Below are 24,960 nucleotides of genomic sequence, written 5' to 3'. Positions count from 1 at the left end.
AACAATGAACAATGAACAATGAACAATGAACAATGAACAATGAACAATGAACAATGAACAATGAACAATGAACAATGCATCATGATATTGATCATCTTATCGAGTACTAAAGAGATTCAATGGGGAAATAAAAGCCTTTAATATGGCATTAAAGGCTTTTTGTATGTTTAAGCAGATGTTATGAAGTCGATTATTTGAACAAAGGGGATATCTTGTTTTTCACCAGTACGGCGATTTTTGTATTCAAAGACACCGTTATCGATATTACGATCGCCAATAACAATCACATGAGGAAGTCCAATAAGTTCCATATCTGCAAACATGACACCAGGGCGCTCTTTACGATCATCAAATAGCACTTCTACTCCAAGGTCATTGAGATCTTGATAGAGCTTTTCAGCCATATCTTTCACGCGATGGGATTTATGCATATTCATGGGCAATATGCCAACACTGAATGGTGCAATGGCTTTAGGCCAAATAATACCACGATCGTCATGGTTCTGTTCAATCGCAGCTGCGACTATACGACTGACGCCTATTCCATAGCATCCCATGAGGAGGGGTTTAGATTTTCCATTTTCGTCAAGTACATTAGCATGCATTGACTCGGAGTAGTTTGTGCCCAGTTGAAAGATATGTCCGACTTCAATGCCACGGAGTAAGGCTATGTTACCTTGGCCACAAGGGCTAGCTTCACCTTCAATGATATTGCGTAAATCAGCAGTCTCGGCTTGTGGTAAATCCCGTTCCCAATTGATACCAGTGAAGTGTTTACCGTCTTGATTTGCTCCTGCGACGAAATCATTCATTACATTAACACTGTGATCGATAATGATAGGCATCGATAAATTGACTGGGCCTAATGAACCTGGACCTGCGCCAATCGCCGCACGAATGTCTGCTTCTTCTGCAAAGGTTAATGGTGACAGGACAGCCTTTAAGTTTTCAGCTTTGACTTCATTGAGTTCATGATCGCCTCGAATCACTAAGGCGACAAGAGGCGTTTCGTTATTGGCACCTTTTACTATGATGGTTTTGACTGTTTGCTCAATGGCAATATTATGTTCTGACACAAGTGCTGCAATGGTTTTAGCATTGGGAGTATCAAGTTCAGCTAATGTCTGAGTCGGGGCTTTTCTCTCATTGGTTGGCAGTGGAGCTTGGGCTTTTTCAATATTTGCCGCGTAATCACTTTCAGTTGAATAAGCAATTAAGTCTTCACCGCTATTGGCTAACACATGAAATTCATGAGATAGACTGCCGCCAATGGAACCTGTATCGGCAAGTACTGGGCGGAATGACAGTTCCATGCGAGATAAGATATTACTGTAAGCAGTAAACATGGATTGATAAGTTTCATCCATGGTTTCTTGATTAAGATGAAAAGAATAGGCATCTTTCATTAAAAATTCACGAGAGCGCATGACACCAAAACGGGGGCGGACTTCATCACGAAATTTAGTTTGGATCTGGAATAAATTTAACGGTAATTGTTTGTAAGAGTTGACTTCTTTACGCACAATATCTGTGATGACTTCTTCGTGAGTCGGCCCTAAAACGAAATCACGATTATGCCTATCTTGAAAGCGCAATAATTCAGGGCCAAATTTTTCCCAGCGTCCAGTTTCTGTCCAAAGATCGGCAGGTTGTACCATGGGCATGGAAATTTCGATGGCGCCAGCTTTCATCATTTCTTGACGAACAATGGCTTCTACTTTACGTAGTACTTTGAGTCCTGTTGGTAACCAGCTGTATAAACCTGATGCATTTTTGCGGATCATACCGGCACGTAACATAAGCTGATGACTAATGACTTCTGCATCTGCTGGCGTTTCTTTTTTTGTTGATAGTAGGTACTTGCTAACTCGCATTACCGATGTCCATGTTGAAAGTGTAATTGAGCGACATTTTATCATTAAGCTTGCTGATGTCACCTATGAAAACAGGAATATGATAAATATTCTACGAAAATTAAGATTTATCTCGTCGATCCCCGATTTGCTTCGCTGGATTACCTGCCATAATGGCATAAGGGGTAACATCTTTGGTCACAACAGCCCCCATTCCTATGATACTGAAGGAGCCTATTTTGACACCATCGACGATGCCAGCTTGTGCCCCTATCCATACATCTTCACCAATCTCAATGCCTTTTGAATTGACTTTTTGTTTATAAATACTTTGTTGGGGGCTCATTCCATGATTAAATGCATAAATAGTCACATTGTTAGCAATGCGTGTTTTATTGCCAATAGTAATACCTGCTCGACCGCCATCTAACGAGCATCCGTGATTAATGGCAACTTCATCACCCAAAGTGATTGGGCCATGAATAAAACTATCAGCGGCTATCATACATTGAGAGCCAATGATGATATTCCGGCCTGGTTCGGCAAATAAGTGAGCTTGGGGGGCAATGAAACAGTTTTCTCCTATAGTGACGGTCTCTAGCGCACAAAGTTGTGATTGAATTTGTGCTTGCCAAGGAAGTGCCCATAATTTGTGTTTAGGCTTAAGGCTGTAATAGAGCCATGGCATATAGGCTAATCTTTGTTTATGTTGTGCTTGATAGTCAACTTGCATGGGGTTTTTTATATCAATCGTTAAGTGTTAATGTATGCTATTTCGATGATTTTGAGATATTAGAAGGTATGATATGACTCACGACAATCGTTTCTTCCTTTACTTGCCAGATAACATCTAAATCGTACAAGGCAATTTGGTATTGTTTCAGATCGATTTTTCCTTTTTTATAGCCAGGTCTTGGATCTTGAGCGAGGACCTCTTCTATTAAGCTTGGTAAGTTAGGATATTCTTTATATTCATTTAATTGTGCTTTGGCTTTTGCTGAAAAAATGACTTTGACTAATTGAGGTGCTTGCTGGGCTATTCCGCCAATGGCACCGTCGATGGCATCTGAAAATGGAATGTAAGGCTTAATATCGATAATGGGCGTTCCATCCAATAAATCCATTCCAGAAATATCTAGGCTCACTTGGCCAGCTTTTTGCTCGATCTTATGTAATTGAACGACTGATTGACCAATGCCATTGGGTCTAAAAGTTGAACGTGTCGCAAATACGCCTAATTTATCATTTCCTCCTAAACGAGGAGGCCTAACCATGGGCTTCCAGCCTTGTTTGAGGGTTTCATGAAAGCAAAAAAGCAACCATAAATGGGAATATCGCTCTAAGCCCCTTATTGTATCAGGTTGATTATAAGGAGGTAGGAGTGTGATCTTACCTTTAGCGGAGCGGACTAATCCTGGTTGACGTGGTATTCCAAATTTTTGCTTGTAAGGTGTTTGGCAGTAAGCAACGGCTTCAATTTGATTCGTAAAATGCATTAATCTTTTAGCTCTGGTTGTTTTTTAGTTGTTTTTCCGCGAGGTTGTTTTAATCGCTTGCCCTACACAAAAGGCACTGCTAAAACATCCTGGAGTGAGTTCATCAATTAAAACACAATTTTTAATGATTAATCCATTGGCATTTCTATCAGCAGCGGCACGTCTTGCAAGTGTTCTTGCATCTGCCAAGGTGATGGGAACTCCATTTTTTTGAGTTTGACAGGCTTCTCCTCTGACTAAGCCTTTTTGTTCAAATGGCTCTGATGGTTGATCCTCTCCTTCATAAACAGTCACTTCTGACGGTTTAAAGTAATCTTCTATGGCATCTCTGTTGAGATTGCTATTAAAGGTGTAATTAGTGTTGTTACAAGCATTAAGTAGTAAAATCAGTATAATAGAGAGAAGAGGTTTCATATTGATTTAGGCCTTAGTTAGAAATTAAAATAAAAAATCTTGATTTTTGTCAATAAATCGTGTGTTGAATATACTGAAATCCTTGTGATGAGATCAGCATTTAGTAGACTGTAAGTCACAGATAATACATGTTTTTTATGGATACATACAGCTTAGCGTTAAAATGGTGATTCAGAAAGGTATTCAGTATAAAAAGGTTTAGATATTCATTTTAAATTGGGAAGAACACGTCTATTTTTGTGATTTTACGTCGGTATAGAATGCGTAAAATACGGTTTTACAATAAGCTAAAAGAAATACATTGTTGCACGTAATAATGATGAATAAATTATCAAGATGACAGTGTTCATTGATTGTTCTTTATCTATGCTGAATTAAATTATCACTTTGGTTTAGGAGTGTGGTGAGGGAATTAAAAAAGTTTAATAGAGGGGGAATAGCTAGGATACTCGGTTGGGTCAGTATTGTGAGATTAAAAATTTTTTGAATGAAAATGATGATATTTTCATGATCGAACCTAAGTGTTAAGGGGGTTATTTATATTGCCAACTCAGTGTAAGAAAAAATATTTGAAGTTTATTTGCACAAATACTTATTCTCTTTATTTTACAAAAATGAACTTTGGTTAATGGAAAATGCTTTCGACGCTATTGGAATACAGTTATATTTTACATTAGGTGTTTTTCTGATGTTACCCTACGAATGAATAATAGACGAGTAAATATTAACAATGGTGAATATTGATTGAATGAAAGCCATTATACCTTTTGGTAGTTAAATTGGCATCATTAAGTTCTATCCTTGATAAAAAAGAGATTAAGAATTATAGACTTTCTTATTGTGAAATAGTTCAAAAATTAAAAAAGAAAATGAATAAAGTGATTATATTGAAAGGGCTGGAAGCGGTTTACAATAATAATTAAATGACAAGTAAAACTATTAAATTATTATTATTCATAAGCTTATGATACCTCCCATAACTACTTACCATAACTAGCTGGTGCCTGTATGCACTTCAGAAGATAAAACAATATTTCAATAAATGTATCAGAAATTCTATAAAAAAAGCCCAGTTAAACTGAGCTTTTTTTATTAATGAGTGGAGTGTATTCTTAAATAAGAAAGTCTTCCATGTTACGACCTTTGTCTAGTTCCGCTTTAAAAACGGTAGGCATACGACCTTGTCCAGTCCATGTAATTTCTTCACCGTCCACATTGATTTTATATTTAGGCGGACGAGGTGCGCGTTTTTTTGGCGCAGATTTAACTGCTGCTCCACCAATATCGTCAACGGATAATCCAACAGCTTCCATTTGCTTGCGGATTTCTTCGATTTTAGCATTACGCTCGGCAAGCGCTTTACTATCAGCCTCTGCTTGAGAAGACTTTTCTTCAATGATTTTATCAAGCTTTGCTGCAAGATCTTGAAGTTGCTCTAGGCTTAACTCCTTAACCGCTGCTTTAAATCGACGTCCATGTGTTAATATATCTAGAAATTCGCTCATAGTTATTTAGATCCAATCCAATGTAGAAAGTTTTTATATTCAAGTACGAATAATAGAAACTATTTAGCCTTGGATCAAATAAATATTGCAATAATTGAATATTATTTGGTTTTTAAATAAAAAAAATACTTTTTTAATGTATTTTTGACGAAATTGTTGCTTTTGTGTGGATATAAATTAAACACAAATAAAAACGAACGTTTGAATCTGATTGACGTTAACGTCAACAGTAAGTAAAGTGTGGTGAAGATTGGGTGTCATTGAGGCTTGAAGATATCCATTTTTGAAATGTCATGAACCAGTGTAAATATCAAGACGTACAAGGAAGCTTTATGAAAGTATTGGTACCAGTAAAACGTGTCGTCGATGCTAATGTGAAGGTTAGGGTGAATACTGACACTCAAGAAGTTGATACCGCGAATTTAAAAATGGCAATAAACCCTTTTTGTGAAATAGCAGTTGAAGAAGCGGTTCGACTAAAGGAGTCTGGAAAGGCGCAAGAAGTGGTTGTGGTCAGTATTGGTGCTAAAGCTGTTCAGGAGCAGCTACGTACAGCATTAGCTTTAGGTGCAGATAGAGCGATTCATGTTGAAACCCATGATGAATTAGTGCCGCTTTCTATCGCAAAAATATTACATGCGATTCAAGAAAAAGAGCAAGCTGAGCTTGTTATATTGGGCAAACAGTCGATTGATGGGGATAATAACCAAACAGGACAAATGTTAGCGGCGTTGGGGAAAATGCCTCAAGCAACATTTGCATCAAAAGTGCAGCTAGAAGGGCATGAACTGACAGTTACCCGTGAAGTTGATGGTGGCTTACAAACATTAACTTTCCCCCTTCCTGCGGTTATCACTTCTGATCTTCGCCTCAATGAACCGCGTTATGCCAAATTACCTAATATTATGAAAGCCAAGCGTAAGCCGCTGGAAGTGATATCCCCTGATTCATTAGCAGTGTCTTTAAAGCAGCATCAAAAAATATTAAGTGTTACGCCACCGGCGAAAAGAAGTGCGGGTGTTATCGTAAAATCTGTGGATGAATTAGTGGCAAAATTGAAAAATGAAGCGAAGGTGATCTGATGGCAATATTAATATTAGCAGAGCATGATAATGTCAGTTTGAAACTTGATACTGCAAAAGTGGTCACCTGCGCACAAGAGATAGGTGATGTCTATGATGTATTGGTTGTCGGCCACCAATGCCATCAAGTTGCCAGTGAAGCGCAAAAACTATCAAATGTTAGGCAAGTTCTTTATCTTGACTCGGTAGAATACGCGAACCATTTAGCTGAAAATATGTCGTTATTAATCACTGAAATGGCCAAAGATTACGATGTGATCATAGGTGCAGCATCCAGTGTCGGTAAAGACGTGTTGCCTCGTGTTGCCGCTTTATTAGATGTGTCTCAAATATCTGAAGTGGTTAAAGTGATATCTGCAGATACCTTTGTACGCCCTATTTATGCAGGTAATGCGTTGGCGACAGTACAAAGTTTAGATAGTCAAAAAGTGATTACGGTTCGTTCTAGTGCGTTTGATGCCGTTGATATGAATGGCAGCGCATCCTTAATGACAATCGATACTCTTTTTGCGCCACAAGTGTCTTTTGTGTCTCAACAATTAACTGGATCAGAGCGACCTGAGTTGGGCGGTGCAAGTGTTATTATTTCTGGCGGACGAGGAATGGGCAGTGGTGAGAGCTTCAAAATTCTAGAGGCGCTTGCTGATAAACTCGGTGGAGCCATAGGCGCATCACGTGCAGCCGTTGACGCAGGTTTTGTACCGAACGATCTTCAAGTTGGACAAACGGGCAAAATTGTTGCGCCAGATCTTTATATTGCCGCAGGTATATCGGGAGCGATTCAACATCTGGCAGGTATGAAAGATTCAAAAGTGATAGTGGCCATTAACAAAGATCCTGAAGCACCCATATTTCAAGTGGCTGATTACGGTTTAGTGGCTGATCTCTTTGAAGCAGTACCCGAAATGACGAATGCCGTTTAGGCTATACCTCAGTCACCGGTAGATAATTAAAATCAATACTTGCTTATCATTATTGAACATTGTACTTTTACACGGCTGCAATATGTGACTGAGATCATGAAAAGTGGCAAAAGGCTCGCTCCCTTTCGCCGCTTGTGCTTTTATGTGGCGCGTGTCGATTTACAGTGGGTTGTTGAGGTTGGTTAAGTAGTGCAAGAATAACATTGTTGTATTAAGTGTTTATTTGATTTTTATCAATAAGTTCGTTTATCAATAAGTTTGATGATCTTGATAGAGTCGATGTAAACTAGGAATACTGATGTTTTATTATGGTGTTGCTCGTTAGGATGATGAGTAAATTCATGTTGATTTGATTGATGGCAGCTATAATGCGTTACCAGAACAGGATAAGTACTAAACCCCACCAGTTCAGTTGTCCTCCATTTGTATTTAGCGAAGAAGATAAATGACAATTATAAGCTATGCCGATTCGGCTCTTTCTTTGCTGCCGCCTGTGGTAGCAGTAGTGTTGGCGATGATCACTCGCCGCGTATTACTTTCTCTTGGATTGGGGATCCTTATTGGTGGTCTTCTTTTAACTGATTTCTCTTTGATTGGTACGGGGCAATATTTGTCTGCTAAAGTGACCAGTCTTGTTTGGGAGGATGGTGCCTTTAACAGTTGGAATTTGTATATTCTGGCTTTTTTAGTGTTGCTTGGCATGATCACCGCTTTAATCACTGTCAGTGGTTCAGCAAGAGCGTTTGCTGAGTGGGCAAGAAAGCATATTCGCAATAAGCGGGATGCAAAGTTGTTGACGATTTTTCTTGGCTGTGTTGTTTTTATTGATGATTATTTCAATAGTTTGGTGGTGGGCAGTGTCGCAAGACCGTTAACAGACAGATATTATGTTTCTCGCAGTAAACTGGCTTATTTACTGGACTCGACTGCGGCGCCTATTTGCGTCATTTCACCAGTATCCAGTTGGGGGGCTTATATTATCGCCCTCATTGGTGGGATTTTAACGGCTCATGGTTTTGCAGATTCGGGGCATTTAAGTGTTTTTGTTCAAATGATCCCAATGAACTTTTATGCCATTTTTGCTTTATTACTATTAATTTGTGTAGCCTTAATGGGACTAGATGTGGGTTTAATGCGAGAGCATGAACTTAATGCACAAAAAGGTAATTTATATGATGAAGCGAAAGGACTGCCACCAGGAGCTGTTTCTGATTTACCAGAAGCGAGTACAGGGAAAATATTAGGGTTATTTTTACCTATTTCAGTCTTGGTAGTCGCCACCTTGTATTTTATGATCAGTAGTGGTGCGGATGTACTGACTGATAAAGGTTTACCTTTTAACATCATTGGTGCTTTTGAAAATACCGATGTGGGTTCATCATTATTTTTTGGTGCCATTATCGGGCTTATCGTGACCTTAGCCATGAGTATAGTGCAAGGCATAGATAAAAAAATGATCCTAAAAGGCATGAATATGGGCGCGCGCTCCATGCTTCCCGCACTTTATATTCTCATGTTTGCTTGGACTATTGCCGGTGTAATAGGCCAATTAGAAACCGGTAAATACATGGCGAGCTTAGCGACGGGCAATATCCCTTTTGAAATGTTGCCTGCTGTTTTATTCGTATTAGCAGGATTGACTGCTTTTGCTACTGGAACCAGCTGGGGGACTTTTGGGATCATGTTACCCATTGCTGCTGATATGGCCATGGGCAGTCACAGTGCGATGATGTTACCTATGCTTGCTGCAGTATTAGCTGGCGCTGTGTTTGGCGATCATTGTTCACCCATTTCAGATACCACCATTTTATCGTCCACTGGGGCAAGTTGCCATCATATTGATCATGTGATGACTCAGTTACCTTATACGCTTATTGTGGCAGGGATCAGTTTAGTGGGTTATTTAGTGCTTGGTTTTACAGGCTCAGTGACCATAGGCTTTATTACTTGCAGTTTATTGTTTGTAATGAGTGTAATTTTATTAAGAATGAAATCAAATCAAGGTCGATACTAGTGACTTGTTAGCGTTCTTGTGTGATAGGACGATGGTTTGATACATTCATCACTTAATATATGAGTGGTTTGATCTTCTGCTAATTCGAGCAGTGATATCTCTTACTTACTATTATTCAATGCCGTGTTCGAGTCACAGATCACGGCATTTTTATAGGGTAAATTGCTCAGCAACTTTAACAATCAAGGATAACAAGTTTGGCACAACTTTATTTTTATTATTCTGCAATGAATGCGGGGAAATCGACTTCACTATTACAGTCTTCCTACAATTATCGGGAAAGGGGAATGAATACCTTAGTCATGACGGCGTCCATTGATAATCGATATGGTGTAGGTAAAGTGACTTCTCGAATAGGCATTGAGTCTGATGCCCATGTTTTTAGTCAAGGTGATGATTTATTCTCAGTTGTGATGGATGAAGTCCATAAAACAAAGCTAGATTGTATTTTAGTGGATGAGTGTCAATTTCTCTCTAAAGCCCAAGTGAAACAGCTGACTAAAGTTGTCGATGAGTTGAATATTCCTGTTTTATGTTATGGATTAAGAACAGACTTTCAAGGTGAGTTATTTATGGGCAGTCAATATTTATTGGCTTGGGCTGATAAGTTGATCGAGCTTAAAACCATTTGTCATTGCGGCCGAAAAGCGAATATGGTGCTCAGGCTTGATAGAGAAGGAAAGCCTATCAGCGAAGGAGAGCAAGTGGCAATCGGCGGCAATGAACGATATGAGTCTGTTTGCCGTAAGCATTTTAGAACACTCATTTGGGAATAATCTGTATTTATTGGCTTGGGCCGATAAGTTGATCGAGCTTAAAACCATTTGTCATTGTGGCCGAAAAGCAAATATGGTGCTCAGGCTTGATGGAGAAGGAAAGCCTATTAGTGAAGGAGAGCAAGTGGCAATCGGCGGTAATGAGCGATATGGGTCTGTTTGCCGTAAGCATTTTAGAACACTCATTTGGGAATAATCTGTATTTCTATTAATCCTGTAGTATTTGAATGATTTGTGTTGAGCTTTGATATGATCTCACCTTTCCAAAGGTGAGTTTTTCTGGTTTTTCTAGATACCCGTTTTTATGAAAAAGCATCGCCAGGTTGCTACGTTAGTCTTATTTTATTATGTATTTCCCTCCTTTATTCTCTTTGCCGCAAGCTCTATCATTTATGTTTATTTTAAAGAGCAATTTATTTTCGTTTTAAAGAGCCATTTAGGTTTTTTTAAAGAGAATAGTGAAATAGCTCTGCAGTTCACATTGACAAAGGTAAAAGCTCCAACTACCTGCTGTGCTCGGTGAAGAAAGTTCATAACACATGACTGTATTTTACACATGTGTTTTTTCTGTTGGTCAATAAATGCGCCATTGAAGGTTTGAAATCAAAAAATGCGTAAATTTACGCATTTTTATCAACTTTACTGTCAGTTATGGTGTATCATGTGCGGCGCTTAACAAGAGATAAACAGCTTTTGCATTAAAAATGGTTTGATGTTAACAAAATGAAAGCGGAAGGTATGTTTTATTGCCCATGAAGCTTTGAGTAATTTAATATCCGTTTTTGTTGTACGATTGCTGTGTACTGTGTTGTTAAAGTAAAAAATTAGTTTATCTCACTAATTTTCAAGTGTTTATGGCATTATGGAAGCCGCAATTCATGGGCGGTAGCGTGCCTAAATTTTATTTTTATCATTTTAAAGGGATTTAAATGGTCTACTCTCGGTTTAGTTTACTTTGGTTTACTTTTGTTTTTAATGAGTGAGCTGAAAGTTACAAATTTAGCGCTTGCAAATTTAGACCTCACATATTAGACGCGTACTCGTGTTCGTTATGATGTTTTATGTCATTTCATAGAGATGCTTTACTTGCTTATCTCTTTGCTACCCCTTGTTTTTACTTTGTTTTTCAATTAGTTTTCAATATTAATCATGAATAAATTTTCTAAGTTAGTCATCATTGGCTTAATGTCGACTTTTGTTACTGCATGTGTGACGCCAGGGCAATATTTAAGCACATCAGGTAAAAATATTATTAAAGAAACACAGGCTGCTGAGGAAGAGGCTGATTTTGATTCATTGGTTAATGTCTATGAATTAACGCCAAAGTTTGTCAGTGCACATAGAACGCCTAGCCCGACAGCGGCAGTAAATCCTAGTATGGATGAGGAGATCGCTAACTATCAGTATCGTGTAGGGCCGGCTGATATTCTTAATGTAACAGTTTGGGATCATCCAGAGCTCACTATTCCAGCAGGCTCTTATCGAAGTACGACAGAGTCTGGAAATTGGGTGCATACCGATGGACGAATTTATTATCCTTATATTGGTTTTGTCACCGTTGAAGGCAAAACCGTTGTTGAAATTCGTGATGAAATGTCTAAAAGGCTGGCTGAATACATAGAAAGCCCGCAGGTGGATGTGAATGTGGCCAACTTTCGTTCACAAAAAACCTATGTAACGGGGGAAGTGAAAAAGCCAGGCAAACAGCCTATAACTAATGTGCCATTAACTTTGCTTGATGCTATCAATCAAGCGGGGGGCTTAGCAAAAGAGGCAGACTGGCGCAATGTCACTTTGACGCGAAATGGTGAAGAGATTCTAGTGTCTCTGTATGCGCTTATGCAAAAAGGGGATCTTACTCAGAATCATTTATTGCGCGCGGGGGATATTATTCATGTGCCCAGAAATGATGGCCAAAAAGTCTTTGTCATGGGAGAAGTGGAAACACCGAAAACCATTACCATTGATAGAGCGGGTATGAGTTTAACGGAAGCTTTGAGTGAAGTTGGCGGCTTAGATCAAACAGAGTCTGATGCAACTGGGGTGTTTGTTATTAGAGGAAACAGGCATTTAAATAAAGAAGGCAAGGATGGTGAGCAAAATGCACATGAGCTGGGCCCTGTTGCAAATGTCTATCAGCTGGATATTTCCGATGCCACTGCTATGGTGATAGGATCGTCATTTGAGATGCAACCTTATGACATTGTTTATGTGACCACAGCACCTATATCTCGTTGGAATAGAGTCATGAATAATTTGATTCCGACTTTTCTGAGTATTAATTATTTATCTGCTAGTTATAATCGAACACTTTCTTGGTGATTATTCTTTTTTGAATTAAAAATCTTAGTGAGAGTGATTTTTCTATTGAGTCTTACTATGAACTATTTTTGGTAAAAAGCATGTTTAATAAAATTTTAGTCGTATGTGTGGGCAATATTTGTCGCTCGCCCTCAGGAGAATATTTGCTTAAAAAGTTGCTGCCCAATAAGCAAGTGGATTCGGCGGGAATTGCCACAGAGAAAAGTCGCTTGTCGGGAAAACCCGCCGATAGCATGGCGATTCAAATTGCTAAGCAACATGATATAGATTTAACCTCCCATAAAGCCAGGCAATTAACCATTGAATTGTGTCAAGAGTATGACTTGATTTTAGTGATGGAGAAAGGGCATATTGATGCGGTATCTAGCATTGCACCTGCCGCACGAGGAAAAACCATGCTCTTTGGTCAGTGGATAGGCCAGCAAGATATTCCTGATCCTTATAAACTGAGTCAAGAAGCCTTTGAGCACGCTTATGCACTCATTGAGCGATCGGCCAATGCTTGGGCGAATAAAATAAGCTAGCTCAGTGCAGTTCACTTTACCATTATTTTTTATTGTTTTTACGAGTACATTTGTATTATGACTTCGACTCAGAACATGTCGACAAAATTATCTGAATCCAATGATGAGATTGATTTAAGTAAATTATTGGGCACATTAATTGATCATCGCTGGATGATTATTGCAATCACCTGTTTCTTTTTTTTAGTGGGTGTTGCTTATGCCTTATTAGCAACCCCTATTTATAAGGCGGATGCTCTCATTCAAATAGAAGCAAAAAGCTCTGGCATGCCGAGTTTTGGTGACATGGGGGATATGTTTGGCAGTGAGTCTTCTGCAACGACAGAAATTGAAGTGTTACAGTCTCGAATGGTGCTAGGTAAAACCGTCGATAAGTTGGATTTAACCACAGTCATAAAACCTAACTATTTTCCAATTATAGGCAAAGGATTAGCGAGGTTATTAGGCGATGTCAATTCTGTTGACATTAATCGCTTTGAGATCCCTTCACATTTATACCTTAATGCTAACTTTATCAGTTATCAGCTGGTGTTTACTGATCTAAATATAGGTGCATATGAGCTGTTTGATAATAATGATAATAAAATATTAACTGGTCGAATGGGAGAACTTGCTCAAGAGGGGGATTATAGACTTTTTGTGAGTGATGTAAACAGTACTGAAGGCATGAGCTTTACATTAAAGAAGCGTTCGCGTCTGGATGCCATCACTTGGCTGCAAGATAATCTTTCAGTTTCTGAGAAAGGAAAAAATACAGGCGTATTACAACTTTCTTTCACAGGAGAAAGTCGAGCGCAAATTGAAACTGTTTTGAATGATATCAGTCAAGACTATTTTTTGCAGAATGTGGCGCGAAATTCTGCTGAAGCTGAAAACAGTCTTGTTTTTCTGCAGCAACATTTACCGAGTGTTAAAGCCAAACTTGTTGAAGCGGAAGAAACATTAAATCAATTTCGAGAAGAAAATGACTCAATCGATTTAGGGCTAGAAGCCAAGTCAAATTTAGATGTCATGGTAAAGCTGGAAGAGCAGCTTAATGAACTCACTTTTAAAGAAAGTGAAATCTCACAGCTTTTTACCAAAGAGCATCCGGCTTATATTTCTTTAATGGATAAACGGAAAACTTTACTTAAAGAGCGAGACAGGCTTAATCAAAATATTCAAGCACTGCCAAAAACGCAGCGTGATATTTTGCGTATGACGCGGGATGTTGAAGTCAATCAAGAGATGTATTTAACGCTGCTTAATCGAGTGCAAGAGTTAAATATTGTTAAAGCCAGTACTATTGGTAATGTGCGTATTATTGATAAAGCGGAAGCTTATACTCGCGCCATTAAGCCTAAAAAAGCCTTAGTTGTGTTATTAGCCACCTTACTTGGTGGTATGCTTGCTGTAGCTGTGGTCTTGCTAAGAGCGGCTTTACATAGAGGGGTTGAAAGTCCTGAGCAGATTGAACAAATTGGTTTACCTGTGTATGCCAGTGTACCTAAGTCTAGCTGGCAAGCGGGCATTGATATTCATCTTAAGCGTAAGAAGAAAAATCAAGAATATGAAGCGCTTTTGGCAGAAACTAATCCGGCTGACTTAGCCATTGAGGCATTACGTGGGCTTAGAACGAGTCTGCATTTTGCCATGATGGAGGCGAAAAATAATGTGGTAATGATTTCAGGGCCTGCACCAGGACTTGGTAAATCTTTCGTTTCAGTGAACTTTGCCGCTGTTTTAGCCAAAACCGGCCAAAAAGTATTAATTGTCGATGCGGATATGCGCAAAGGTTATTTGCAACGTCAGTTTAACCTTAAGTGGGAGAACGGATTATCCGATTTATTATCTGGTAAATCTGATATTAAGAATGTAGTCAAAGCATCAGGTATTAATAATTTAGATTTAGTCACTCGAGGAGCTGTGCCGCCTAATCCGTCAGAGCTGTTAATGCACCCAAGGTTTGAAGACTTTGTCACTTGGGCATCGAAAGAATATGACATAGTGCTGATTGATACACCGCCTGTGTTAGCCGTAACCGATCCCAGCATTGTGGGCGCGTTAGCGGGGACTACCTTATTGGTGGCTCGTTTTGGTGTCAGCTCAATAAAAGAAATTGAAATTGCTTATCGTCGTTTCGAACAAGCGGGAATAAACGTTAAAGGTTTTGTGCTTAATGCCACAGAGCAAACAGCGCGTAATGCTAATGAAGTTTATGCCTATAGTTATGAGTAATTAAGTTTAATTGCTTATGGTTGAGGATATTTTTTAGCTTTTGGAAATGGTTATAGCTGCTATATTGGAGTCAGCCATAGTCAAATTTCAGGTTTGTAACACAATTTACTGTATATGTTCAGTAGTTTTTATTGATAAAAGTAGTTGTTTGATTAAGGTTTTTAAATGAAAGTATTGGCTATCATTCCTGCAAGGGGTGGCTCAAAAGGAATTCCTAGAAAAAATCTTCGCCCTGTTTCGGGAAAACCAATGTTGTTTTATAGTATAGATGCTTGTTTAGCTTCCTCTTATATAGATAAAATTATCGTTTCTACTGATGATGATGAAATAGCCTTATTTGCAGAACGTTTTGGAGCTGAGGCTTATCTGCGCCCTATAAGCCTTGCTGATGATAAAACACCTCTGGAGCCAGTTATTTATGATGCTTTATTAAAAATAGAGCAAAAATATAATGAAACATATGATCTTATTATAACTGTTCAACCTACCTCTCCATTAATTCAGCGAACGGATATAGATAAGGTTATTGAAAAGTTTAAAGGTAATAAATTTGATACTGTGCAAACAGTTGTGGATGATAGACATTTATGTTGGACTGTTGATAATGGCAAAGCTAAACCAATGTATAAGGCAAGAGTTAACAGGCAATTGTTACCTATTAATTATAGAGAAACAGGTGCTGTTATAGCATGCACAAGGCAGCAAATTCATTCTGGTAGTCGTATTGGCGATAATGTTGGTTTGGTCGAAGTTCCTCAATCTAGAAGTTTTGATATTGATAATTTTTCAGATCTTTATTTATGTGAGGCAATGTTAAATCGTAAAAAAATAGTATTTACTGTTGTGGGTTATGCAGAAGTAGGTCTTGGACATGCATTTAGGACGGTAATGCTTGCACATGAATTAGTTAATTATGATTTAATATTTGTGTGTGAGAAAGAAAGTAATTTGGCTTATGAGTATATTCAGTCTCATCATTATGAAGTGATAAGTTGTGATAAAGGTCAGTTGGCTGAAACTGTAATTAGTTTATCACCTGATATGGTTATTAATGATATTTTGGATACTGATGAAAGTTATATTAAAAAATTTATTAAAAAAAATATAAAAGTAGTCAATTTTGAAGATTTGGGTTCTGGTCATTTAGAAGCCGATTTAGTAGTTAATGCACTTTATCCAGAAACAAAAAAAATGGATCATGTTTTGACTGGAGAGAAATATTTTTGTGTCAGAGATGAATTTCTATACATTAAAAAGAAAGAAAATAAATCTGAAATTAATAATATTCTTTTAACTTTTGGTGGTGTTGATGAAGGCAACTTAACAACAAAAGTTTTATTTTCAATTGCAAATATATGCATTGAAAATAATGTATCAGTCACAATAGTTTTAGGTCCTGGTTTTATACATGATATTGAATTAAATAGAGTTATAACTCAATTAACAGAATTAGATGTTAAGCTGTTTAAAAAAACAAAGCGCATATCTGATTTTATGAATAATGCAGATATTGCAATAACATCAGGAGGTAGAACTGTTTTAGAGTTAGCAACGTTAGAGATCCCTACTCTTGTTATTTGTCAAAATGAAAGAGAGACAACACATAGCTTTGCTTCAAATAAAAATGGAGTTGTTAATTTAGGAAACAGAAAAGATATTTCTGAAAATGAAATATCCATAGCGTTTAATGAAATATTTACAAATAAAAAATTAAGAGAAGAAATGATTAGTAAGATGAAAGCGTTAGATCTTACGAAAGGTAAACAAAGAGTTATCAATGCTGTGATATCTTTGATTCAATAGAGAAAGTATTATGAAAATTAATGGTTATTTAGTCAATAATAATTTGAGTCCCTACATTATCGCTGAAATAGGCGTTAATCATGAAGGAGATATGAAGCTTGCCAAAAAGCTTATAGAACAAGCGGCTGAAGGTGGTGCACATGCTGCTAAATTTCAATCATATAAGGCAGGTTTAATTGCTTCTAAAAATAGCCCTGCTTATTGGGATAAAAATAAAGAACCTACAGATAGTCAATATAAACTTTTTCAAAAATATGATAGTTTTGGGCCTAAAGAATATATTGAATTAGCTGAACATTGTAAAAAAATTGGCATTGACTTTATGTCAACACCATTTGATTTAGATGCTGTTGATTTTCTAGCGCCATTAATGCCTGCATTTAAAATAGCTTCTGCAGATATTACAAACATTCCTTTAATTAGAAAGTGTGCGTCAATGGGAAAACCTTTGATTATGTCAACAGGTGCTGCTACTTTGCCTGAAATAGAGTTTGCTTTGATGACAGCTAAAGCCGCAGGGGCTAGTGATATTTGTCTACTACATTGTGTTCTGAATTATCCTACACCTGAAGAAAATGCTCAGCTAGGCTATATTAAAACCCTGAGTAAAGTGTTTCCTGATGTTATTATTGGTTATTCGGATCATGTAGCACCAGATGAAACAATAAGTGCATTAGAAGCATCAATGTTATTAGGTGCTTGTGTGTTAGAAAAACATTTCACTCATGATAAATCATTACCTGGAAATGATCATTATCATTCCATGAATAAGGAAGATCTAGCCTTATTCGTGCAAAAAGCAAAAAAATATAAAACAATGATAGCTTCAAATGATAAAGAGATTGAAAAAGAAAGCTCGGCTAGACTACATGCGAGAAGAAGTATCGTTGCTGCCAAAGATTTATCTATTGGTACGGTTATCACTGAAAATGATTTAATTGCAAAACGACCAGCACATGGTATTAGTCCTATTCATTGGGATGACATTGTTGGAATGAAAGTTGTTGTGGATATTAAAGAAGATGAGTTGATTAAATGGGAGTCTCTAGTTTGAGTGAAAATAAATTGAGTAATAAATATTACGTCATTTTAACCGGCTCTAAAAATAATGCTGGTGACTTTTTAATTAAATATCGTGCCAAAGAAATATTAAAAATAGAAAGACCTGATAGGGATATTATTGATATTGATGGATGGAAAGCTTTTGATGAAAAAACACTTCAAATAGTAAATAATGCGGAAGCTTTAATTCTGATGGGGGGGCCTGCGCTTCAACGAGATATGTATCCTAAGGTGTACCCTTTAGTTTCAGATTTAACAAAAATAACAACAAAGATTACTATGATGGGGGTTGGTTGGAAATCACTAAGTGGGAATTGGGAAGACACAAAAAATTATCCTTTAAGCAATTCAACGAGAAAGTTATTAAAACGAATTGAGCGTGATAATTTATTGTCTAGTGTTAGGGATTATCATACAAAAAATGTTCTTAATAACATTGGATTTAGTAATGTTCTTATGACTGGGTGTCCAGCAACATATGTTCATGACTTTTTTGATGAAAAATTAGAAATTAAAAAAATAAATAAACTGGCATTTTCACTTGGTGTATCATTTATTAATTCAAAAGAAATGCTTATACAAATGGAAGAGTCAATTCTAAAAGTAAAAGAATATTGTCTCAATAATGAAATAAAACTTGAAATTGTTTTTCATCACAGTACAAAGAAAGAATTTTTAAATACACATGGAGCATTTTCTAAGCACCTTAAAGAACACTTAAAATTTATAGATTGGTTAGAAAAAAATGATATTATATGGAAGGATATATCTGGTAGTGCCAAGAATTTGATAGCTTATTATCAGGACTGTGATATTCATGTTGGTTATAGAGTACATGCACATATTTTTATGAATAGTATTTCTAAGCCATCTATTCTTATTGCCGAGGATGGCCGTGGTAAAGCATTAAGAAGGGTTTTTGGTGGGGTCGTTATTGATGGTTTTTCTACAGTATCGACAAGCTTTATAGCAAAAGTATTTAAAAAATTAGGTGTTTTTTCTGGTATTTTGGGTCATGAAGGTATTCCAGAAGAGTTGTTAGAAACATTAATGTATCAACAGAGGATAAACTTTAATCAACTTGGCTCTACGCGTAATGTTATTAATAGTAATTATTCTGTATTAAAGCAATTTTTGAGTAAACTGCCTTAAATACTCTAATTGTCACTAATGAGAAAAGTAATGAATTTGCCCCGTACCCTAAAATCTATAATTAAAAAAAAAGTTTATTGTTTTTTATATAGAGATTGTAGTTTTGAAAGCTTTTGTGTAATAAATAAAAAAGTAGAACTTTCTAAAACCAAATTTTTAGAGGGAGCTAGGCTAGGCACTCATTCCAAAGTAATTGGATCTTCGGTAGGTTGCTATACTTCGATTGGATCCAGATGTAATATTTCAAACACCACGTTAGGAAACTTTTGTTCTATATCCTGGAATGTAACGATCAATGCTAGAAATCATGAACTTTATCGACCAACCACAAGTGCTTTTCCTTATGTAAAAAGAATGGGGTTTACAGATAAAGATGAATTAACACATGAAAAGTGCAGAATAGGAAACGATGTCTGGATAGGAACAGGAGCTGTTATTTTATCTGGCGTTAGTATCGGTGACGGGGCTGTTGTTGGAGCTGGTAGTATTGTTACTAAAGATGTTTTACCTTTTGAAATAGTTGCTGGTACTCCAGCTAGAGTAATAAAAAAAAGATTTAATCAAAAACAAATTTTAGAATTACTTGAGTTAAATTGGTGGAACTGGCCTATTGAGAAAATAAGAAAAAATATTAATTTTTTCCAAAAAAACTATGAACTGAGTGATTTTAATGATTAAAACATCATTTGTTTATTTGGCAACTTCTGTGTTTTCTAAATTATCGCCATTTCTTTTATTGCCGATACTTACAAGTCACCTTTCAACTGCAGATTTTGCAAAAGGATCTTTGTACATTTCGTCGTTGGGTTTTATCTCCATTCTTATGAGTTTAGGCACTCAAGCTGTAATCCCTAAGTATTATTTTAATGAAGAGAAGGAAAACTTTTCAAAGATAGTTTTTAATGTTGTACTTATTTGTTCTATAGCAATATTAATAGTTTTAGCTTGTGTTTTTTTATATTTCATATTTTTCAACTTTGAAATTTATTATTTACTACTGGCTTTATCTGCGGGAGGTATTGTATTTAATAATCTATATTTATCTTTACTTAGAACAATGGGGTTATTAAAAAAATATGTTTTTTTTGAAGTTTTTTATACAATTGCAAATTTTTCTTCTGTATATTTTTTAGTAACAGAGAGGGAAGATTTTGGATTGGCATCTTGGGTTATACCTGTTTTATTAATAAATATCTGCTTTGCAATATTTTCGATTATTAATTTTATAAAAATTAGTAATCCTATACGTTGTAATGATTATAATTATTTTAAATCCGTTGTTTTTTTGTGTTTACCGCTGATTCCTCACTCATTATCCTTAATTGTTATAAATATATCAGATAGATATATTTTAAATAAATACCTCGAGTCTGATATTGTTGCTACATACTTGTTAGCTGCTAATTTATCAATAGTGATGAAGGTTATTAGTGATGCATTTATGAAAGCATGGAATCCATTTTATTTTAAAAATAAAAACAAAAAGGATATGGTCTTAAAATATAAACAGTACTTTATAGCTATGTTCATTATTTTTTCTATCGTTTTTTACTTTTTAATTAGTTTAATATTTTCATGTTTTTTTTCAAATGAGTATATATTGGCTCTTGATATACTTCCTGTGCTGATATTTTCATATTTAATTTTTGTAGTATATCAGTTAAATGTTTCAGTACTCATTAGTCAGGCTAAGACAAGCTATTTAAAATACATAAGTCCTTTTGCAGCTATAGTAAACATTTCTGGTAATATATTATTTATACCTAAATATGGTGTAATGGCTGCTGCTCTTATGACAAGTATTTCTTATTTTATAATGGCTCTATTAACTAGTGCAGTAATTAATATTAAAAAGGATTCAAGTGAGAAAAAGAATTTCAATCAAAGAGTTATGTGATTTTTTTTGGCAGTTGGAAATTGAATTCAAACTGTTTGAGTTGAATATTTCAGGTGTATATATATGGCAATATATTAGAATGCCACTTTATTATAAAGTGGCCACTAAATTGGGTGTAGTTGAACAACCTCATAAAGTTGAAAACTCTTCTAATATAATTAAATGGTTGAATCGATTTAAATTTTCTCTAAAATGTGTTACATCTATTTTAGGATTATTTAAACTTAAAAATGTATACCAAAAAGTTATTTTAGAACATGATCGTAGTGTTCTATTGGATGGAAAAAAAAGGGATGTGTATACGTATAAAATAAGAAAAGCTATTATAAAGGATACAAAAGTTTTATCTTTAAGGTTACCACATGGTGTGGATTTTGATAAAAATGATGATCTTAATGATGCTATTGATCTAAGTTGGTTGTTGGCGTTAGCAGGGGCAAAATCAATATTGTTTCCCACGAAGTTTAATAGTGATACTAGAGAGATTGTAAAAAAAATTGAGTCTGAAATTTATAATAATTTAGGTTTAAAATTTGATCTACTTAAGTATTTTTCAAAGTACATTTCACGCTATACTTTTCGAAAAAAATGTATTAAGTATATCCTTACTAAAGTTAATGCAAAAAGCTTTGATATAGTAACACCTTATTCTGGTCGTGGGGACTTTGTCGGCGCAGCTAAAGAAATAGGATTAAATGTTAGAGAGATTCAGCATGGCATTATTAGCAAATATCATTTAGGGTATTCTTTTCCTCAATGCAATTACTTACCTGAAGATCATATATTTCCTAATCAAATGCTTATTTGGGGTAATGAATGGAATTTAGGTGCATCATTCCATTCCGACTGTAAAATATTAAATGCTATTGTTGATTATCCATATCAAAACTTGTTGGATAAATACATTAGTACTAGTAAAAAGATAAGTATGACAATTACAGTTATTTCTCAAGGTGTGCATACAAGTTCAATTGCCAAATTTATTTTAGAACATATCTCACATTTTAAAAAATATAATATTCAATATAAGTTACATCCATCAGAGTATAATGTGGATAATAAATTTATTGAAAAGCTGAAAAAAATAGATAATATTACATTAGTAAAGTCAACAAATATTCATCAATTATTGTATGAAAGTGAGTATGTCATAGGTGTTTTTTCAACAGCCTTGATAGAAGCAAAGCTGATGGGATGTAATGTAGCAATTATCCCATTGGCTGGTTCTGAGTATTTTGAAAATGTAAGTGGTTACCTTGACGTAATGGAGTTGTTAGATGATCTCCTTTAGTTATTATAGTTTATGTTTTATTGTCATATTATTATTGAGTTATATTTTTTCTAAGAAAAGATATTTTGATATTTTTTCACTGTTAACATTATCCTCTATTTTTTATTTTTCTCCATTTTTGGTTGGCAGTATTAATATCTATGGTTTTCTTTATTCTGGTGAAATTTCATCTGAAACATATTTATATATAAATATATACTTTATCCTGCTAACTAGTTATATCATTTTTTTTGATTTTTATTTATCAAAAAGTAAAGTCGTTGTGATAGATAGTATGAATCGCGAATTAGTCAAATTATTTTTTTCTATTTCAACTATCATATTTTTAGTAGGGATATACATAGCTGGAATTGGTAATTTACTCAATTCGGATAAAACTAACCTTGCTACTCAAAATACTGCTATTTATGGTTTAGGAATATGGTTCATCACTTGCTCTTTACTTTTATCTTATATTAATAAAAGTGCAGTAATGTTTGTTATTTGTTCTTTACTTCTAACTTTTTCTTTATATGTTGGTTCAAGATCTAATATTGTGATTGCCATTTTAACTATTTTATTATTCTCATGTAGAAATAAGAAGTTTAAACTTTTGGAGCAATATAAAAAAGGGTTTTTATTATTATTCGTTGTTGCTTTTTTGGCTATTTTTAAATTAACATATAAATATATCAAAAATTTTGATTTTGGAATAGTGGTTGATATATACAAAGATGTTAGTTTATTGGATATTGTCAGTTTAATTATTGTTGATCCTAATGCCGTTGCTTATAATTTTAATATGACAATAGTGAATGAAGTTACTCTTGGAACTGGATATTTTTTTCATAGATTGTTTAGTATAGTTCCTGGTATGGGAGAAATTTTTGAACAAATTTCAGGGACAGAGTATATTAGATATTCTGCAGTCTTGGCTAAAATTCATAATATACATTTCGGACTTGCCAGTTCTATTCATGGTGAAATAATAGCTATTTCAGGTATATTTGGTTTTATTACTTTTTTAATAATTTTCTTTATGTTTTTAACTTATATTAATTATAGGTATTTATTCAGACCTAGTAAGCTGATAATTCTTTCGCTTCCTTTTTTAGTTTACAATGTTTTTTATGCATTTAGAGTAGACATAACATTTTGTCTTGGTACATTAAAAGTTTTTATATTGGTAATGTCATTGGTTACTTTTTTTTCAGCATTGCAATCTAAATTTAAAAGGTCTAAATTTAATGAAACCATTAGTTAGCATTATTATTTGTACTCATAATAGAAGTTTATTACTTACTCGAGCTATTGAGTCAGTCATTAATCAAAGTTATAGCAATATTGAAATTATTGTAAGTGATGATGCATCAACAGATAATACAGCTGACATAGTAAAACAATTTATTATTAATAATCCAAAAATTTCTATTTTTTATCGTTGCAATGATACTAATATGGGGGCTTGCTTTACTCGTAATCAAGGAATTAAGCTTGCTTGTGGGAAGTTTATAACAGGGTTAGATGATGACGATAGTTTTGATGTTGATAGAATAAGCAAATTTGTAGATTATTATGATGATAAATACTCTTTTTTTTGCTCAGATATCAAGGTAGTGGGAAAAAATAAGTCTTATAACTTATTTAATGGAAAGAATAAAGTTATTACACTGTGTAATGCATTATGGTATAACTGTATTGGAAATCAAATTTTTGTTGAACGTGATAGATTAATGAAAGTAAATGGTTTTGATGTAAATTTAACTTCTGCTCAAGATATAGATCTTTGGGTTAGACTGATTGAGAATTATGGTGTTTGCTATAGGCTTAGTGAGAATACATATAATTTGTTTATAGATCATGATTCTCCTAGAATAACAACTTCAAATAATAAATTAAAAGGACTCATAAACTATTTTGAGAAACACTCATCCAAAATGACTGTTTCTCAAAGAAGGTTTCACTTACTACGATATGAATATTGGAAAAACAATAAGAAATTTAAACTATCATTTATTAAATATCTAGATTTAAATATACTTTTTTTGTTTTTGAAAATTGTTTTTAGCAAAGGAATAAACTAGATGGTAAAAGTATTTGAGAGACTGATTTCTATTATTATTAGTTTTTTTTATAAGCTTATTTATTACGGGTCTGTGAAGTATGATTATTTATATAGTGTATTGCCAAGTCGTGTGATTATCAAGAGTGGAAGTTTCATTGTAGGAAAAAAAACAACTTTTAGAAACAATTGCTCTGTTAATATAAATGGTGGTGAATTGATTATCGGAAGTAATGTATTCGTAAATAGGGGGGTTAGTATTAATTGTAAGAAAGCTATTTCTATCGGTAATCGTTGTATGATAGCTGAAAATGTTTTGTTTTACGATCATGATCATGTAGTGGAAAATGGTCGTACGTCTAGAAATGAGTTTGTGGTGGACGGTATTAAGTTGGGGGAGGGAGTTTGGATAGGTTGTGGTGTTATAGTACTCAAAGGAGTAAGTATTGGTGATAATGCTATAATTTCTGCAGGTTCGGTCGTAACTAAAGACGTTCCTGCCAATACAACACTAATACAAAAAAGAGATAGTTTGATATTAAAGCATAGCTAATAAAATAGTATTTATCTAGGTATGGCTTGTATTTT

Annotated in this window: 22 protein-coding genes; 17 read left to right on the top strand and 5 right to left on the bottom strand. The window is 35.0% G+C overall.

Annotated features, from left to right (window positions below; genetic code table 11):
• Window positions 1-167: 167 nt before the first annotated feature.
• The 5 genes from Q0791_RS14510 to Q0791_RS14490 all read right to left on the bottom strand — a co-directional run bounded on the left by Q0791_RS14510 (window position 168) and on the right by Q0791_RS14490 (window position 5,268).
• Window positions 168-1,874 carry a proline--tRNA ligase gene (locus tag Q0791_RS14510; protein WP_299007744.1) on the bottom strand — a complete coding sequence of 569 codons (1,707 nt, stop codon included), beginning with the start codon at window positions 1,872-1,874 and terminating at the stop codon, window positions 168-170.
• A gap of 100 nt (window positions 1,875-1,974) precedes the next feature.
• The gene (locus Q0791_RS14505; protein WP_299007740.1) at window positions 1,975-2,586 is read right to left on the bottom strand and encodes an acyltransferase; all 612 of its coding nucleotides are present in this window, start codon (window positions 2,584-2,586) and stop codon (window positions 1,975-1,977) included.
• Between the two features lie 37 nt (window positions 2,587-2,623).
• Entirely contained in the window at window positions 2,624-3,349 is a 726-nt protein-coding gene (gene tsaA, locus Q0791_RS14500; RefSeq protein ID WP_299007737.1) for a tRNA (N6-threonylcarbamoyladenosine(37)-N6)-methyltransferase TrmO, read from the bottom strand.
• Window positions 3,350-3,373: 24 nt separating this feature from the next.
• Window positions 3,374-3,763, bottom strand: coding sequence for an Rcs stress response system protein RcsF (gene rcsF, locus Q0791_RS14495; RefSeq protein ID WP_299007735.1), 390 nt, complete (start codon window positions 3,761-3,763; stop codon window positions 3,374-3,376).
• A 1,112-nt stretch (window positions 3,764-4,875) separates the two neighbouring features.
• Window positions 4,876-5,268: an H-NS family nucleoid-associated regulatory protein gene (locus tag Q0791_RS14490; protein ID WP_299007732.1), complete on the bottom strand. Its 393-nt coding sequence runs from the start codon at window positions 5,266-5,268 to the stop codon at window positions 4,876-4,878.
• Window positions 5,269-5,600: 332 nt separating this feature from the next.
• Here Q0791_RS14490 and Q0791_RS14485 point away from each other — a divergent pair, with 332 nt between their 5' ends.
• The 17 genes from Q0791_RS14485 (at window position 5,601) to Q0791_RS14405 (ending at window position 24,925) form a co-directional block, all read left to right on the top strand.
• The gene (locus Q0791_RS14485; RefSeq protein WP_299007728.1) at window positions 5,601-6,350 is read left to right on the top strand and encodes an electron transfer flavoprotein subunit beta/FixA family protein; all 750 of its coding nucleotides are present in this window, start codon (window positions 5,601-5,603) and stop codon (window positions 6,348-6,350) included.
• Window positions 6,350-7,273, top strand: a complete 924-nt coding sequence (locus Q0791_RS14480; protein WP_299007725.1) for an FAD-binding protein — start codon at window positions 6,350-6,352, stop codon at window positions 7,271-7,273. Before Q0791_RS14485 ends, Q0791_RS14480 begins: the two co-directional genes overlap by 1 nt.
• 445 nt (window positions 7,274-7,718) lie before the next feature.
• Window positions 7,719-9,287, top strand: coding sequence for a Na+/H+ antiporter NhaC family protein (locus tag Q0791_RS14475; protein WP_299007723.1), 1,569 nt, complete (start codon window positions 7,719-7,721; stop codon window positions 9,285-9,287).
• 197 nt (window positions 9,288-9,484) lie between these two features.
• Window positions 9,485-10,063 (top strand): thymidine kinase, encoded by a 579-nt coding sequence (locus tag Q0791_RS14470; protein WP_299007720.1) that lies wholly within the window; start codon window positions 9,485-9,487, stop codon window positions 10,061-10,063.
• Window positions 10,017-10,259: a hypothetical protein gene (locus Q0791_RS14465; RefSeq protein WP_299007718.1), complete on the top strand. Its 243-nt coding sequence runs from the start codon at window positions 10,017-10,019 to the stop codon at window positions 10,257-10,259. The genes Q0791_RS14470 and Q0791_RS14465 overlap by 47 nt, the downstream gene beginning before the upstream one ends.
• A gap of 953 nt (window positions 10,260-11,212) precedes the next feature.
• Entirely contained in the window at window positions 11,213-12,385 is a 1,173-nt protein-coding gene (locus Q0791_RS14460) for a polysaccharide export protein (protein WP_299007715.1), read from the top strand.
• An 80-nt stretch (window positions 12,386-12,465) separates the two neighbouring features.
• Window positions 12,466-12,909, top strand: a complete 444-nt coding sequence (locus tag Q0791_RS14455) for a low molecular weight protein-tyrosine-phosphatase (protein ID WP_299007712.1) — start codon at window positions 12,466-12,468, stop codon at window positions 12,907-12,909.
• A 57-nt stretch (window positions 12,910-12,966) separates the two neighbouring features.
• Window positions 12,967-15,126: a polysaccharide biosynthesis tyrosine autokinase gene (locus Q0791_RS14450; RefSeq protein ID WP_299007665.1), complete on the top strand. Its 2,160-nt coding sequence runs from the start codon at window positions 12,967-12,969 to the stop codon at window positions 15,124-15,126.
• Between the two features lie 165 nt (window positions 15,127-15,291).
• A complete protein-coding gene (locus Q0791_RS14445; protein WP_299007662.1) occupies window positions 15,292-16,929 on the top strand; it encodes a glycosyltransferase in 1,638 nt (545 codons plus the stop codon).
• Between the two features lie 10 nt (window positions 16,930-16,939).
• Window positions 16,940-17,983 carry an N-acetylneuraminate synthase family protein gene (locus Q0791_RS14440; protein WP_299007659.1) on the top strand — a complete coding sequence of 348 codons (1,044 nt, stop codon included), beginning with the start codon at window positions 16,940-16,942 and terminating at the stop codon, window positions 17,981-17,983.
• A complete protein-coding gene (locus tag Q0791_RS14435) occupies window positions 17,980-19,143 on the top strand; it encodes a polysaccharide pyruvyl transferase family protein (RefSeq protein ID WP_299007656.1) in 1,164 nt (387 codons plus the stop codon). Before Q0791_RS14440 ends, Q0791_RS14435 begins: the two co-directional genes overlap by 4 nt.
• A gap of 30 nt (window positions 19,144-19,173) precedes the next feature.
• A complete protein-coding gene (locus Q0791_RS14430; RefSeq protein WP_299007652.1) occupies window positions 19,174-19,821 on the top strand; it encodes a CatB-related O-acetyltransferase in 648 nt (215 codons plus the stop codon).
• Entirely contained in the window at window positions 19,814-21,040 is a 1,227-nt protein-coding gene (locus tag Q0791_RS14425; protein WP_299007650.1) for a polysaccharide biosynthesis C-terminal domain-containing protein, read from the top strand. Before Q0791_RS14430 ends, Q0791_RS14425 begins: the two co-directional genes overlap by 8 nt.
• Window positions 21,006-22,331 carry a hypothetical protein gene (locus Q0791_RS14420; RefSeq protein ID WP_299007648.1) on the top strand — a complete coding sequence of 442 codons (1,326 nt, stop codon included), beginning with the start codon at window positions 21,006-21,008 and terminating at the stop codon, window positions 22,329-22,331. Before Q0791_RS14425 ends, Q0791_RS14420 begins: the two co-directional genes overlap by 35 nt.
• Entirely contained in the window at window positions 22,318-23,574 is a 1,257-nt protein-coding gene (locus Q0791_RS14415; protein WP_299007645.1) for an O-antigen polymerase, read from the top strand. Before Q0791_RS14420 ends, Q0791_RS14415 begins: the two co-directional genes overlap by 14 nt.
• Window positions 23,558-24,394, top strand: a complete 837-nt coding sequence (locus Q0791_RS14410; protein ID WP_299007642.1) for a glycosyltransferase — start codon at window positions 23,558-23,560, stop codon at window positions 24,392-24,394. Before Q0791_RS14415 ends, Q0791_RS14410 begins: the two co-directional genes overlap by 17 nt.
• Window positions 24,395-24,925, top strand: coding sequence for an acyltransferase (locus Q0791_RS14405; protein WP_299007639.1), 531 nt, complete (start codon window positions 24,395-24,397; stop codon window positions 24,923-24,925).
• Window positions 24,926-24,960: the final 35 nt, after the last annotated feature.

Source organism: uncultured Shewanella sp. (genome assembly GCF_947495455.1).
GTDB lineage: Bacteria > Pseudomonadota > Gammaproteobacteria > Enterobacterales > Shewanellaceae > Shewanella.
The sequence above is the reverse complement of the archived record's forward strand: the minus strand, read 5'-3'. Positions and strand labels throughout refer to the sequence as shown.

What these genes read in the sequence shown, in the direction of transcription:
- Q0791_RS14510 (WP_299007744.1), bottom strand. Translation starts at nt 1,874, where the DNA reads ATGCGAGTTAGCAAGTACCTACTATCAACAAAAAAAGAAACGCCAGCA.
- Q0791_RS14505 (WP_299007740.1), bottom strand. Translation starts at nt 2,586, where the DNA reads ATGCAAGTTGACTATCAAGCACAACATAAACAAAGATTAGCCTATATG.
- tsaA (WP_299007737.1), bottom strand. Translation starts at nt 3,349, where the DNA reads ATGCATTTTACGAATCAAATTGAAGCCGTTGCTTACTGCCAAACACCT.
- rcsF (WP_299007735.1), bottom strand. Translation starts at nt 3,763, where the DNA reads ATGAAACCTCTTCTCTCTATTATACTGATTTTACTACTTAATGCTTGT.
- Q0791_RS14490 (WP_299007732.1), bottom strand. Translation starts at nt 5,268, where the DNA reads ATGAGCGAATTTCTAGATATATTAACACATGGACGTCGATTTAAAGCA.
- Q0791_RS14485 (WP_299007728.1), top strand. Translation starts at nt 5,601, where the DNA reads ATGAAAGTATTGGTACCAGTAAAACGTGTCGTCGATGCTAATGTGAAG.
- Q0791_RS14480 (WP_299007725.1), top strand. Translation starts at nt 6,350, where the DNA reads ATGGCAATATTAATATTAGCAGAGCATGATAATGTCAGTTTGAAACTT.
- Q0791_RS14475 (WP_299007723.1), top strand. Translation starts at nt 7,719, where the DNA reads ATGACAATTATAAGCTATGCCGATTCGGCTCTTTCTTTGCTGCCGCCT.
- Q0791_RS14465 (WP_299007718.1), top strand. Translation starts at nt 10,017, where the DNA reads ATGAGTCTGTTTGCCGTAAGCATTTTAGAACACTCATTTGGGAATAAT.
- Q0791_RS14460 (WP_299007715.1), top strand. Translation starts at nt 11,213, where the DNA reads ATGAATAAATTTTCTAAGTTAGTCATCATTGGCTTAATGTCGACTTTT.
- Q0791_RS14455 (WP_299007712.1), top strand. Translation starts at nt 12,466, where the DNA reads ATGTTTAATAAAATTTTAGTCGTATGTGTGGGCAATATTTGTCGCTCG.
- Q0791_RS14450 (WP_299007665.1), top strand. Translation starts at nt 12,967, where the DNA reads ATGACTTCGACTCAGAACATGTCGACAAAATTATCTGAATCCAATGAT.
- Q0791_RS14445 (WP_299007662.1), top strand. Translation starts at nt 15,292, where the DNA reads ATGAAAGTATTGGCTATCATTCCTGCAAGGGGTGGCTCAAAAGGAATT.
- Q0791_RS14440 (WP_299007659.1), top strand. Translation starts at nt 16,940, where the DNA reads ATGAAAATTAATGGTTATTTAGTCAATAATAATTTGAGTCCCTACATT.
- Q0791_RS14430 (WP_299007652.1), top strand. Translation starts at nt 19,174, where the DNA reads ATGAATTTGCCCCGTACCCTAAAATCTATAATTAAAAAAAAAGTTTAT.
- Q0791_RS14425 (WP_299007650.1), top strand. Translation starts at nt 19,814, where the DNA reads ATGATTAAAACATCATTTGTTTATTTGGCAACTTCTGTGTTTTCTAAA.
- Q0791_RS14415 (WP_299007645.1), top strand. Translation starts at nt 22,318, where the DNA reads ATGATCTCCTTTAGTTATTATAGTTTATGTTTTATTGTCATATTATTA.
- Q0791_RS14410 (WP_299007642.1), top strand. Translation starts at nt 23,558, where the DNA reads ATGAAACCATTAGTTAGCATTATTATTTGTACTCATAATAGAAGTTTA.
- Q0791_RS14405 (WP_299007639.1), top strand. Translation starts at nt 24,395, where the DNA reads ATGGTAAAAGTATTTGAGAGACTGATTTCTATTATTATTAGTTTTTTT.